The following is a 12,399-nucleotide window of genomic DNA, read 5'->3' on the forward strand; positions in this document are numbered from 1 at the left end:
CCTGCCGATTTCGGCAGGGGCACCGTCGGCGAAACGAGTCAGCCTAGCGGTCCGACCACCGATTCGGCGCCGGCGAGGAGGGCACCGGAGGCGGCGAGGCGGACTGCGGCGTCGATCTCGGGGGCGAGGTAACGGTCGGGGCCGGGGCCGTCGACGTGCGCGCGCAGAACATCGCGGACGGCCGCTGTCGCCGGGGCCGGGGTCAGCGGGGCACGCAGGTCGAGGGCACGGGCGGCGGTGAGGGCCTCGATCGCGAGAACCCGGGTGAGACCGTCGATGGAGCGGCGGAGCTTGCGGGCCGCCGACCAGCCCATCGAGACGTGGTCCTCCTGCATCGCCGAGGACGGGATCGAGTCGACCGAGGCGGGCGCGGCGAGGCGCTTGAGCTCGGAGACGATGGCGGCCTGGGTGTACTGGGCGATCATGTGGCCGCTGTCGACGCCGGGATCGTCGGCGAGGAACGGGGACAGGCCGTGGTTGCGGGCCTTGTCCAGGAAGCGGTCCGTGCGGCGTTCGCTGATGCTGGCGACATCGGCGACGACGATGGCGAGGAAGTCCAGCACATAGGCCACGGGGGCGCCGTGGAAATTGCCGTTGGACTCGACACGGCCGTCGAGGGTGACCACGGGATTGTCGACAGCCGACGCCAGTTCGTAGCCCGCGACGCGTTCGGCGTGGGCGAGGGTGTCGCGGGCGCCGCCCGCCACCTGCGGTGCGCAGCGCAGCGAGTAGGCGTCCTGGACGACGGTGCAGTCAGGGGTCGCGTGACTGGCCACGATCGCCGAATCGGCGAGCAGACGGGTCATATTGGCGGCGGCGATCGCCTGGCCGGGCTGGGGGCGCAGGGCCTGCAGGTCGGCGGCGAAGACCTTGTCGGTGCCGAGCAGGCCCTCCACGCTCATGGCCGCGGTCACATCGGCCAGGCGCAGCAGATCGCGCAGGTCGTGGCAGGCGAGCACCAGCATGCCGAGCATGCCGTCGGTGCCGTTGATCAGCGCCAGGCCTTCCTTCTCCGCCAGCTCGACCGGGGCGATGCCCGCGGCCGCCAGCGCCTCCGCGGCGGGCAGCAAGGCGCCGTCGGCGTCGCGGACCGTGCCCTCACCGAGGACGGCCAGCGCGACGTGGGCCAGCGGCGCGAGGTCACCGGAACAGCCGAGGCTGCCGTACTCGTAGACCACCGGCGTGATCCCCGCCGACAGCAGCGCGGCATAGGTCTGCGCGACGACCGGCCGCACGCCGGTCCGGCCGGTGGCCAGGGTCGACAGGCGCAGCAGCATCAGCGCGCGCACCACCTCCCGCTCCACCTCGGCACCCGAACCCGCCGCATGCGAGCGAATCAGGCTGCGCTGCAACTGCTTACGTAGTTCGAGCGGAATGTGGCGGACGGCCAGCGCGCCGAACCCGGTGGACACGCCGTACACCGGCTTCGGGTCGGCCGCCAGCGCCTCGATCCGCCGCCTGCTCTCCCCCATCGCCGCGAGCGCCGCGTCGGACAGCCGCACCGCGGCGCCGTCCCTGGCCACCCGCACCACGTCCTGCGGCGCCACCGGACCCGTGCCGACGACGACCGGTTCCACGGTGACCGGCGCGGACCGGTCCGAGTCGATGCTCACTATGCTTCTCCATTCCGAACTCTGTGCGAGACAAAAACTTTCAGGCGATATCGGCGACGGGTTCCGGCGCGGGAACCGCTTCGGGCTCGGCCGGAACGGGGCGCACCCACAGGCGGTAGGCCACGCACAGCAGCGCCAGCCACACCGCGCCGACGACCAGCGCCACCCTGCTGTCGGCGTCGAAGGCGATCACCGCGATCACGAACACCAGGAAACCGATGGTGATCAGCTGCCCGTACGGCCAGAACGGCACCGGGAACTTCAGCGCGGCGACCTGCTGCGCCGACATCCGCTGTCGCGAGCGGTACTGCGAGAACAGGATCATCAGCCAGACGAAGATGGTCGCGAAGGTGGCGATCGAGGCGATCACCAGGAACACCTTGTCCGGGATCAGGTAGTTCAGCAGCACACCGACAAGCAGGGTGACGGTCATGACGACCACCGTCATCCACGGCACGCCGTTGCGCGAGACCCGCCGCATCACCGCGGGCGCCTGACCACGCTGGGCCATGCCATACATCATCCGCCCCGCGCCGAAGATGTCGCTGTTGATGGCCGACAGCGCCGCGGTGATCACGACGACGTTGAGCACCGCCGCCGCGGGACCGAGGCCAAGGCTCTGGAAGATCTGCACGAACGGGCTGCCCTCGTCGCCGATGCTCTGCCACGGGTTGATCGCCATGATCACCGCGAGGGTGAGTACGTAGAACAGGATGATCCGGATGGGCACGGTGTTGATCGCGCGCGGGATCGTGCGCTGCGGGTCCTCGGCCTCTCCCGCGGTGATGCCGATGATCTCGGTGCCACCGAAGGCGAACATCACGATGGCGAAGCAGGCGACGAAGCCGCCGAAGCCGGTCGGGAAGAAGCCGCCGTCGGTCCACAGATTCTGCACGCCGCCGCTGGTGTCGTGGATGCCGAAGCCGAAGATCAGGATGGCGATGCCGCCGGCGATCATCGCGACGATGGCGACGATCTTGACCAGGCTGAACCAGAACTCGACCTCGCCGAACACCTTCACGCTGAGCAGGTTGACGGCGCCGATGAAGAAGATGATCGACAGCACCCAGATCCAGCGGGGCACGTCGGGGAACCAGAAGCCCATGTAGACGCCGAACGCGGTGACGTCGGCCAGGCAGACGATGAGCATCTCGAAGGTGTAGGTCCAGCCGGTCAGGAAGCCGGGCAGCGGACCGAGGTGCTTGCTGGCGTATTCGCCGAACGAGCCCGAGACCGGGTTGCTGACCGCCATCTCGCCCAGGGCGCGCAGCACGATATAGATCGCGGCGCCGCCGATCAGGTACGCCAGCAGCACCGACGGGCCCGCGCGGTGGATCGCCTCCGCCGAGCCGTAGAACAGGCCGGTGCCGATGGCCGAGCCGAGCGCGATGAAACGGATGTGGCGCGCGGTGAGTCCGCGCGTCAGCACAGCAACGGGCTTGTTCAAACCATTCTCCCGGGATCGGAAAGGCGCACGGAGCGGGTGATCACCCGATGGATTCGCCTGTGGGGCCGGTCACAGCGACCGGTACATGTATAAACCTGTATATACAGCCGTGTCAATGCGCGGCGTGGTCGACCGGGAGCCTAGCGCTTGACGTACCTGTCTATACAGGCATATACATATCGAACGTGACCCAGCGCACATGCTCGGGTCGACGGCGTCACCGCAGAAAGACAGGCCGCTATGACAACGACCGGCTCCGAGGACCTCCTCACGCCCGAACGCCGCACCATCGACGTCGTCCCCGACAGCGAACGGCACGGCACACCGCGCAGCCAGTTCACGCTGTGGTTCGGGGCGAATATGCAGATCACGGCGGTCGTGGACGGCGCGCTCGCGGTGGTGTTCGGCGCCGACGCGCTGTGGGCGATCATCGGCCTGCTGCTGGGCAATGTCTTCGGCGGAGTCGTGATGGCGCTGCACTCGGCGCAGGGACCGCGCATGGGCCTGCCGCAGATGATCTCCAGCCGGGCCCAGTTCGGGGTCAAGGGCGCGGTGGTCCCGCTGGTGCTGGTGATCCTGATGTACCTCGGCTTCGCCGCGACCGGCACCGTGCTGGCCGGGCAGGCGGTGAACAACATGCTGCATGTCGAAAATCCGGTGATCGGCATCGTGATCTTCGGGGCGCTCACCGCGTTCGTCGCGGTCACCGGGTATCGGCTGATCCATGTCGTCGGGCGGGTCGCGACGGTGATCGGCATCGTCGGGTTCACGTATCTGACGGTCCGGCTGTTCGCCGAGTATCCGGTCGGCGACTTCGTCGGCGTGATCGGGTTCGACGCGGCGACCTTCCTGCTCGCGATCTCCCTCGGCGCTGGCTGGCAGCTGACCTTCGGCCCGTACGTCGCCGACTACTCCCGGTACCTGCCGCGCAGCACCAGCGAGCGCACCACGTTCTGGTCGACGTTCCTGGGCAGCGTGCTCGGCTCGCAGTGGTCGATGACTCTCGGCGCGCTGGTGGCCGCGGTCGCGGGCAAGGCATTCCTCGCTGATCAAGTCGGGTTCCTCGGCGAGCTGGCCGGGCCCGCGTTCCTCGCGTTCTGCGTGTATCTGGTGATCGTGGTGGGCAAGCTGACGGTGAACGTGCTCAACGCCTACGGCGGGTTCATGTCGATCCTGACCACCGTGACCGCGTTCGACGGCCGCTCGCAGATCTCCACCCGCGCTCGCACCCTGTACATCGTCGGCTTCGTCGGCGTCTCGATGGTGATCGCGCTCGCCGCGAGCGCGGACTTCCTGAACAACTTCAAGAACTTCGTGCTGGTGCTGCTCATGGTGTTCACGCCGTGGAGCGCGATCAATCTGATCGACTACTACCTGATTTCGAAGGAACGGGTCGACCTGCCCGCGCTCTACGATCCGAACGGGCGCTACGGGGCGTGGAACGTGCCAGCGTTGCTCTGCTACGGCCTCGGCGTCCTCGCCCAGATCCCGTTCCTCGCGCAGAAGCTCTACACCGGTCCGATCACGCACCTGCTCGGCGGCGCCGATATCTCCTGGATCGTCGGCATCGTGTTCACCGGCGCGATCTACTACCCGATCGCGCGCCGCACGGCCGACCCGCCCGCGCGCATGATCTACCCCACGCACACCGAGATGGTCGACACCCGCAGCTAGGAGGACTCCCCCAGTGCCCACCACCGCACTGACCGATATCGGCACCCTCGTCACCAACGATCCCGCCCTGGGCGACGGTCCGCTCGGCATCCGGCGCGACGCCGCCGTCGTCTTCGACGGCGACACCGTCGTCTGGGTCGGCGACAGCGCCGACGCGCCCGCCGCCGACACCGGCGTCGACCTCGGCGGGCGGGCGGTACTGCCGGGATTCGTCGAGACCCACTCGCACCTGGTGTTCGCCGGTGATCGCGCCGAGGAGTTCGCGGCCAGGATGGCCGGGCGCCCCTACGGGGCCGGAGGTATTCGCACCACCATCGAGGCCACCCGCGCGGCGACCGACGAGCAGCTCGCGGCGAATGTGCAGCGGCTCATGGACGAGTCGCTGCGCGCGGGCAGCACGACGGTCGAATGCAAGAGCGGCTACGGCCAGACCATCGCCGACGAACTGCGCAGCGTCGTGATCGCGGGCCGGTTCACCGACGAGGTGACCCTGCTCGCCGCGCATGTGCCGCCGCCGGAGTACGCAGGGCGGGCCGACGACTACGTGGCGATGGTGTGCGCCGAGATGATTCCACGGTGCGCGCCGCACGCCCGGTGGATCGATGTGTTCTGTGAGCAGGGCGCATTCGACCGCGAGCAGGCCCACGCGGTGCTCTCGGCGGGCATCGCGCACGGTCTGGTGCCGCGCGTGCACGGCAATCAGCTGCATCAGGGACCCGGTGTGCAGCTCGCGGTGGAGCTGGGCGCCGCGTCGGTCGATCACGTCGCGCATGTGAGCGCCGCCGATATCGACGCGCTGGCGGGCAGCGAGACCGTGGCCACGCTGTTGCCCGGCGCCGACTTCTGCACCCGCAACAGCTATCCCGACGCGCGGGCACTGCTCGACGCAGGCGTCACCGTGGCGCTGGGCGCCGACTGCAATCCCGGCACGAGCTACACGACGAGCCTGCCGTTCTGTATCGCCCTGGCGGTCCGGGACTTGCACATGACTCCCGATGAGGCAGTCTGGGCGGCGACCGCGGGTGGCGCACAGGCGTTGCGGCGCACCGATATCGGCGCGCTCACGCCCGGCGTGCGGGCCGACGCGATCGCGCTGGACGCTCCGTCGCACCTGCATCTGGCCTATCGTCCCGGAGTCCCGCTGATCAGCCAGGTGTGGCGCGGCGGCGTGCTCGCCTACTCGAATTAACCCTTCCCCACGGCTGAAGCCGGGGGATTTCCAGCTCGGACTGCACCACTGACCGCCCCGGAGGGAGGCCCGCAATGTCTTACGTCGTCAGCACTGGCACGGTCGAGTTCTACCGTGGCCGCCAGAATTACGGTGGCGGCGTTCCGGTCACGGTCTGCGGTGTGCCCGCAGGACTCGCAACTGAAGATCCTCACTTGCAAGGCAAGCCGCTGCTTGGCTCTCGCTCCACAGCTCGCGCAGGTCATCGTCGTGTATGCGGGCGGAACCAACACCACCTTTCGCCCCGCCCGCATGGCACGCTCGATCAGTTCTCGTTTCGCAGCACCGATCGCAGCATCCGCCGCTTTCCGCGCCATCGTGGAACGAGTGAGAAACTTCGGTTTGAAGTCCTCAACCGCGATTGTGTGGTGGTTGGCGACGACACGACGCGCCCACACTCGTGCCGCATAGGCGTTCTGCCGGGCCGCTTTCTTGTGCAGGCGGGCAGCTTCATGCCGCGCCTGCTGGTAGCCGCGGCTGGGGGCCTGGCCCCTGGGGCGTCGTCGGCGGGCCATCTTCCGCTGGGCGCGCGCGAGTTCGGCGGCGCAGCGGCGGCGATGCCCCGAATACGGCAGGTCATGGGCGGGGCTGGTGGTGGTTGCCGTGGTGGAGACACCCCAGTCGATACCGATCGCGCCCGTGGCGATGGGAGCGGGTTCGACTTCGCGGCGGACGACGAACGAGGCGTACCAGTGGCCGAGCGAATCCTTGTAGACGCGGACCGACGACGGCGGGGACGCCAGCCCCCGCGACCACACGACCGGGATGGTGACGCCCTTCGGCAAGGCGAGCTTGCCGTGGGCGATACCGAACCCGCGTGTCGTGTACTCCAACGACGGCAGGGAAGTCCTGCGCCGCTTGACGGTCGGTCGGCCGCGTCCCTTCACCTTGAACGAATGGTCCAATGCTTGGGAGTAGGTGCGCAGCATCTGCTGTTGGGCGACCTGCGATCCCTCCCGCAACCATGCGGTGCGGGCACGGGCTTCGGTGAGCATCTTCGACAGGCGAGAGAAGGTGGGCCTTTCACCGTCGCACTGCTGGTGGACGGCTTCGTTCCACAGGAAACGGCAGCGATGCCATTCGGATTCGAGCGCGCGCACCGCTTGCGCACCGGGGCGCAAGCGGTAGGTGTAGCGCACGGTCTCGCCCATACGTTCGGTTATACAGCACTGAGCAATATACTGTTAGCGTGGACGAGATCCGATCGAACAACAACGTCGTCTACTGCTGCACCTACCACGTCGTGTGGTGCCCGAAATACCGGCGGCCAGTCATCGACGGACGCATCGAAGACCGTCTCGAGCAACTCATCCAGGAAGTCTGCACCGAACGAGACGCACACATCATCGAGCTGGAAACCATGCCCGACCAAGTGCACCTGCTCGTCTCATGCGATCCGCAGTTCGGGATTCACCGCCTGGTCAAACAGATCAAGGGCCGCTCCTCCCGCGTCCTGCGCGCCGAGTTCCCCGCCCTCAAGTCCCGCTTGCCCACCTTGTGGACCAACTCGTACTTCGTCGCCACTGTCGGCGGCGCAACCCTGGAGGTAGTGAAACGCTATGTCGAGAACCAGAAAAACGTTTAGCTCCGATTCCTCCCCACGGCTGAAGCCCGGGGTTTCCTCGGAGCTCTCTCGATGAGGTCTGCCCGATGATGTCGGAATCCTCGTGGACCGGCCGGATCGACGGCACCAGGCCCGAGCATCTGCGCTGGCACCAGGCGGTCACGTCGTACGAGCCGGGCGCCGATCCCGGTGCGTGCGTGTTCGTCGGCTTCGCCAGTGATGAAGGGGTGCGGCGCAACAAGGGTCGCCGGGGTGCGGCGCAGGGGCCGGAGGCGCTGCGCCGCGCGCTGTCACCGATGGCGCTCGGCACCCCGCTGCGCGCGTTCGACGCGGGCACCGTGGCGGTCACCGACGACCGGCTCGAAGACGGTCAGCGCCTGCTCGGTGCGACGGTGTCGGACCTGCTGGACGACGGCGCCTTCCCGGTCGTCCTCGGTGGCGGGCACGAAGTCGCCTACGGCACGTACCTCGGGGTGGCGGGTGCGGCCCGCCGCACGCCGGGCACCATCGTCGGAATCCTCAATCTGGACGCGCATTTCGACCTGCGCCCCGATCCGGTACCCAGCTCGGGCACGCCGTTCCGGCAGATCCTCGAGGCCGACCCCGACGTGCGCTACGCGGTGGTCGGGATCAGCCAGCCAAGCAACACCACCGCCCTGTTCGACACCGCCGACCGGTTCGGCGTGCGGTATCTGCTCGACGACGACTGCGAACCGGCCAGGGTCACCGCGTTCGTCGCGGACTTCCTGGCCGGGATCGATCTGCTATATCTGACCATCGATCTCGATGTGCTGCCCGCCGCGGTCGCTCCCGGCGTCAGCGCGCCCGCCGCCTACGGCGTCGCGCTGTCGACGATCCAGGCCGTCTGCGATCAGGTCACCGCCAGTGGCACACTCGCCGTGGTCGATGTCGCCGAGCTCAACCCCGGCCTCGATATCGACCAGCGCACCGCCCGCACCGCCGCCCGCCTGATCCACCGCCTTGTCACCCGGCACGTGCCCGCTGAACCGAACGGTCAGAAGTAGCGCAGCCACACATAGATCCAGGCCATCGTCGTGCTGACAACGGTGACCAGGATGCCGTATTTCGTGAACTGCCAGAAGGTGATTCGCTGTCCGGCGCGAGCGGCGATACCGAGGGCGACGACGTTCGCGCTGGCCGCGACCGCCGTGCCGTTGCCACCGAAGTCGGCGCCGAGCGCGAAGGCCCACCACAGGGAACGGCCGGTTTCCGGGTCGGGTGCGTCGGCGACGATGCCCTCGACCACCGGTGCCATGGTCGCCGTGTACGGGATGTTGTCGACGAACGCGCCGAGCAGCGCGGAACCGAAGACCAGCGCGGTGGCGGCGAGGAAGTAGTTGTCCCCGACCACCCCGGTCGCGGCGGTGCCGATCGCGGCGATCACACCGGTGTGGACCAGTCCCGCGACCATCACGAACAACCCCATGAAGAACACCAGGGTCGGCCATTCCACCTCCTGCAGGATCTCACCGATGTCGAGCCCGGAGACCAGCACCATGACGCCGGCGCCGACCAGCGCGATCACCGACGGCGACACGTGCACGATGCCGTGCAGGCAGAACCCGACGATCACCCCGGCGAGCACGATCAGCGAGCGGACCAGCAGTGTCGGATCGCGGATCGCACGGCGCTCCTGCAACGCCAGCACCGCGTCGACCGATCCGGGCTCGGTGCGCAGTGCCGAGCAGAACAGCAGCCGGGTCAGCACGACGAACACGGCGAAGGTGAGCACGACGATCGGCGCCATGTGGATCAGGAAGTCGTTGAAGGTCAGGCCGGCGCGGCTGGCGATGATGATGTTGGGCGGATCGCCGATCAGCGTCGCCGCGCCACCGATATTGGCGGCCAGCACCTCGGCGATCAGGAACGGTTGCGCGGCGAGGCCGAGCCTGCGGCACACCACCACCGTCACCGGCGCCACCAGCATGATGATGGTGACATTGTCGAGGAACGGCGAGGCCACCGCGGTGATCAGCATGAGCATCACCATCAGCCGGTACGGGTTGCCGCGGGAACGTTTGGCCGACCAGATCGCCAGGTAGTCGAACAGGCCGGTCTGCTTGACGACGCCGACGATGATCATCATGCCGAGCAGCAGGAAGATGACGTTCCAGTCGATGCCCTCGTGCGGGGAGAAGAACACCTGCTCGCCGGGGATCAGCCCGAACACCGCCATCAGGCCCGCCGCGATCAGCACTGTCTTGACCTTGTCGGCCTTTTCCGTGGCGATGAAGTAGAACGCGACCACGAAGATCAGCACGGCGAGGGCTGCGGCCATCGGTCCCGCCTCAGTCGCCGGGGCCGGCGACGGCCAGGCTCGTCAGCAGCCGTTCCAGGGTGATCGCGCCGCGCAGGGTGCGCGAGCGGTCGACCACGGCGATGAGCGGACTGTGCTTGCGCGCCATCAGGATCGCGATCTCGAGCAGCGTCGCGTCCGGGGTGACGGTCGCCGGGGAGACCGCGCCGTCGGGCAGGCAGTCACCGACGGTCAGGCTGCCCGGTTCCTGCCAGAACAGGTCGGCGTGCACCTCGTCGATCGTGCGGACCAGCGTCGGATCGTTCTGGTAGGAGCCGGGAATCACCAGGCGCAGCACCTGGGTGCCGGGCAACACGGCGATGGGCCGGTCGGCGTCGTCGACGACGATCAGGCCGGGCAGCCGGTTGACGACCATCAGCCGCACCGCCTTGGCCACCGGGTCGATGGGCCGCACGGTCGGCAGATTCATCGCGATGTCTCTGGCGCGCATGGTGATTCAGCCCCGGTCCGCGAGGAGGGCGATGCGCTGCTCGAGCCGGGAGAGCCGGTCGCGGACGGAACTGCTGTGCAGGAGTTCGGCGATCTGGTCGGCTTCGTCTGGTGTCAGGGCGATATCGGCGGCCGGTTCGTCGCTGCCCGCGACGTAGGTGAGCAGGTGGCGAGTTCCCGTCGACTCGGTCAGCAGCGCGAAGCGGAAGCCTGCGCTGGTGCGGAAGTTGTGCAGCACGCCGGTGCCGGGGATCGTCGTGCGATCGGTGTCCATCGGAGAGCGAGTCCTTCCAGACGTGATCGAATGCGCTTACGCATCGAGTCTCGGCGGACCTGGCCGTCGTCACCATCGGCCGTGACACCCATTTCTCCCTGCTCAGGGGCAGGCGGGGCGGGTGCCGAATGGGTGCCGGACCCCATGGACACAGAGCAGGCGCACCAGCATGCTGGGTCGTATGAACCGTCTAGCAGCCCGGACACCGGTGACGGCTCTGTTCTGGCGGGTCTGCTTGCTGAACGGCGTCGTGTTCACCCTCGGCACGCTGATCCTGGCGCTCTCCCCCGCTACGGTCTCCGCCAGGGTCCGGCTGACCGAGGTGCCGGTGCTGGTGATCGGGCTCGCGGTGATCCTCACCGCCAACGCGATCGCCCTGCGCACCAGCTTCGCCCCGCTCGACGAGCTCGTCGCCTCGATGCGCCGGGTCGACCCACCCAACCGGGCCGCCCGGCTGGACCGGCGCGCGAGCGGCGACTTCCACCACCTGATCGAGACGTTCAACGCCATGCTCGACCGGCTCGAGGCCGAACGCTCCGTCGCCGGCGCGACCGCGCTGGCCGCGCAGGAGGGCGAGCGGCAGCGCATCGCGCGCGAGCTGCACGACGAGATCGGGCAGAGCCTGACCGTGGCGCTGCTGCGGCTCAAACGGGTACTCGACCGTGCGCCCGCCGGCTTGCGCGAGGAGGTCGAGGAGGCGCAGGAAACGGTGCGCGGATGCCTCGACGAGGTCCGCGGGATCGCGGCACGCCTGCGGCCCGACGTGCTCGAAGACCTCGGTCTGCACAGTGCCGTCAACGCGCTGTGTCACGAATTCACCCGCACCGCGGGCATTCCCGTGCACCGCAGGCTCGACCCGGACATCGACCGGCTCGATCCGGATGTCGAACTCGTCTGCTATCGCATCGCGCAGGAGAGCCTGACCAATGTGCTGCGCCACGCGGGCGCCGACGAGGTGCAGCTGGAACTCACACCGCGCGCGGACACGGTGATCCTGCGGGTGTCCGACAACGGCCGCGGCGGGGTGCTCGAGAACGGGGCGGGCATCCGTGGCATGCGCGAACGCGCCATGCTCATCGACGCGACGCTGACCATCACCTCGCCGATCGCGGGCGGCACCGCGGTCGAACTCGCGATTCCCGTGCGGCAGAACGGAGCACCGATATGAGCGAGCCGACCCGGATCCTGCTGGCCGACGACCACGCCCTGGTCCGCAGCGGGCTGCGGATGATCCTGGACAACGAGCCGGACCTGCGCGTGGTCGCCGAGGCGGCCAACGGATTCGACGCGGTGACCGCGCTGGCCGGCGACCGGATCGATCTGGTCATCCTCGACATCGCCATGCCGCGGATGACCGGTATCCAGGCCGCCCGCGAGATCACCCGCACCCGGCCCGGCGTGCGCATCCTCATGCTCTCGATGTACGACAACGAGCAGTACTTCTTCGAATCGCTGAAAGCGGGCGCGTCGGGCTACGTGCTCAAATCGGTGGCCGACCGCGACCTCATCGAGGCGTGCCGGGCCACCATGCGCGGCGAGTCGTTCCTGTACCCGGGCGCGGTCACCGCCCTGGTCCGCGACTACCTCCAGCTGGCCAGGCAGGGCTCCGCCTTACCCGAGGCGATTCTGACTCCGCGCGAAGAGGAGGTGCTCAAGCTCATCGCCGAGGGCTACTCGGCCCGCGACATCGCCGCCACGCTGGTGATCAGCGCGAAGACCGTCGACCGGCATCGCGCCAACATCCTGCAGAAGCTGGGGCTGCGCGACCGGCTCGAACTCACCCGCTACGCGATCCGCGCGGGGTTGATCGAGCCGTGAGAACGCCGACGGCC

At 68.4% G+C, this 12,399-nt stretch carries 12 protein-coding genes; 6 read left to right on the plus strand and 6 right to left on the minus strand.

The window, feature by feature from the left end; all coding sequences use genetic code 11:
- Positions 1-38 precede the first annotated feature (38 nt).
- Both hutH and ACWF9G_RS14265 read right to left on the minus strand, forming a co-directional pair.
- A complete protein-coding gene (gene hutH, locus ACWF9G_RS14260; protein ID WP_452515639.1) occupies positions 39-1,613 on the minus strand; it encodes a histidine ammonia-lyase in 1,575 nt (524 codons plus the stop codon).
- Between the two features lie 40 nt (positions 1,614-1,653).
- Positions 1,654-3,060, minus strand: coding sequence for an amino acid permease (locus ACWF9G_RS14265; RefSeq protein ID WP_452515641.1), 1,407 nt, complete (start codon positions 3,058-3,060; stop codon positions 1,654-1,656).
- A 240-nt stretch (positions 3,061-3,300) separates the two neighbouring features.
- On the opposite strand from ACWF9G_RS14265, the gene ACWF9G_RS14270 reads away from it, so the two are divergent.
- Together ACWF9G_RS14270 and hutI are read left to right on the plus strand one after the other, a co-directional pair.
- Positions 3,301-4,734, plus strand: coding sequence for a purine-cytosine permease family protein (locus ACWF9G_RS14270; protein WP_452515642.1), 1,434 nt, complete (start codon positions 3,301-3,303; stop codon positions 4,732-4,734).
- A gap of 13 nt (positions 4,735-4,747) precedes the next feature.
- Positions 4,748-5,923: an imidazolonepropionase gene (gene hutI, locus ACWF9G_RS14275; protein WP_452515643.1), complete on the plus strand. Its 1,176-nt coding sequence runs from the start codon at positions 4,748-4,750 to the stop codon at positions 5,921-5,923.
- On the opposite strand, the gene ACWF9G_RS14280 is transcribed toward hutI, so the two are convergent.
- Complete coding sequence (locus ACWF9G_RS14280) at positions 5,920-7,113, minus strand: RNA-guided endonuclease InsQ/TnpB family protein (protein ID WP_452515645.1); 1,194 nt, start codon at positions 7,111-7,113, stop codon at positions 5,920-5,922. The two genes, hutI and ACWF9G_RS14280, sit on opposite strands and share 4 nt — an antisense overlap.
- Before the next feature lie 38 nt (positions 7,114-7,151).
- Between ACWF9G_RS14280 and tnpA the strand changes: the two genes are divergently transcribed.
- Together tnpA and hutG are read left to right on the plus strand one after the other, a co-directional pair.
- A complete protein-coding gene (tnpA, locus tag ACWF9G_RS14285) occupies positions 7,152-7,547 on the plus strand; it encodes an IS200/IS605 family transposase (protein ID WP_452515646.1) in 396 nt (131 codons plus the stop codon).
- A gap of 65 nt (positions 7,548-7,612) precedes the next feature.
- Positions 7,613-8,551 carry a formimidoylglutamase gene (gene hutG / locus ACWF9G_RS14290; RefSeq protein WP_452515648.1) on the plus strand — a complete coding sequence of 313 codons (939 nt, stop codon included), beginning with the start codon at positions 7,613-7,615 and terminating at the stop codon, positions 8,549-8,551.
- Here the strand turns inward: hutG and ACWF9G_RS14295 are convergent.
- Genes ACWF9G_RS14295 through ACWF9G_RS14305 form a run of 3 tightly spaced genes read right to left on the minus strand, consistent with a single transcriptional unit; the run spans position 8,542 to position 10,567 of the window.
- Positions 8,542-9,825, minus strand: coding sequence for an SLC13 family permease (locus tag ACWF9G_RS14295; protein WP_452515650.1), 1,284 nt, complete (start codon positions 9,823-9,825; stop codon positions 8,542-8,544). The two genes, hutG and ACWF9G_RS14295, sit on opposite strands and share 10 nt — an antisense overlap.
- A gap of 10 nt (positions 9,826-9,835) precedes the next feature.
- Positions 9,836-10,273, minus strand: a complete 438-nt coding sequence (locus ACWF9G_RS14300) for a CBS domain-containing protein (RefSeq protein ID WP_452515651.1) — start codon at positions 10,271-10,273, stop codon at positions 9,836-9,838.
- A 27-nt stretch (positions 10,274-10,300) separates the two neighbouring features.
- Positions 10,301-10,567, minus strand: coding sequence for a hypothetical protein (locus ACWF9G_RS14305; RefSeq protein ID WP_452515653.1), 267 nt, complete (start codon positions 10,565-10,567; stop codon positions 10,301-10,303).
- A gap of 181 nt (positions 10,568-10,748) precedes the next feature.
- Here ACWF9G_RS14305 and ACWF9G_RS14310 point away from each other — a divergent pair, with 181 nt between their 5' ends.
- Together ACWF9G_RS14310 and ACWF9G_RS14315 are read left to right on the plus strand one after the other, a co-directional pair.
- Positions 10,749-11,735, plus strand: a complete 987-nt coding sequence (locus ACWF9G_RS14310; protein ID WP_379307010.1) for a sensor histidine kinase — start codon at positions 10,749-10,751, stop codon at positions 11,733-11,735.
- A complete protein-coding gene (locus ACWF9G_RS14315) occupies positions 11,732-12,385 on the plus strand; it encodes a response regulator (protein WP_379033301.1) in 654 nt (217 codons plus the stop codon). The genes ACWF9G_RS14310 and ACWF9G_RS14315 overlap by 4 nt, the downstream gene beginning before the upstream one ends.
- The last annotated feature ends 14 nt before the right edge of the window (positions 12,386-12,399 follow it).

It is taken from the genome of Nocardia sp. NPDC055029, assembly GCF_053608525.1.

Excerpts from the sequence above, each read along its gene's own strand:
- ACWF9G_RS14305 (WP_452515653.1), bottom strand. The coding sequence starts at position 10,567 with ATGGACACCGATCGCACGACGATCCCCGGCACCGGCGTGCTGCACAAC.
- hutG (WP_452515648.1), top strand. The coding sequence starts at position 7,613 with ATGATGTCGGAATCCTCGTGGACCGGCCGGATCGACGGCACCAGGCCC.
- ACWF9G_RS14315 (WP_379033301.1), top strand. The coding sequence starts at position 11,732 with ATGAGCGAGCCGACCCGGATCCTGCTGGCCGACGACCACGCCCTGGTC.
- ACWF9G_RS14310 (WP_379307010.1), top strand. The coding sequence starts at position 10,749 with ATGAACCGTCTAGCAGCCCGGACACCGGTGACGGCTCTGTTCTGGCGG.
- ACWF9G_RS14300 (WP_452515651.1), bottom strand. The coding sequence starts at position 10,273 with ATGAATCTGCCGACCGTGCGGCCCATCGACCCGGTGGCCAAGGCGGTG.
- ACWF9G_RS14295 (WP_452515650.1), bottom strand. The coding sequence starts at position 9,825 with ATGGCCGCAGCCCTCGCCGTGCTGATCTTCGTGGTCGCGTTCTACTTC.
- ACWF9G_RS14280 (WP_452515645.1), bottom strand. The coding sequence starts at position 7,113 with ATGGGCGAGACCGTGCGCTACACCTACCGCTTGCGCCCCGGTGCGCAA.
- ACWF9G_RS14270 (WP_452515642.1), top strand. The coding sequence starts at position 3,301 with ATGACAACGACCGGCTCCGAGGACCTCCTCACGCCCGAACGCCGCACC.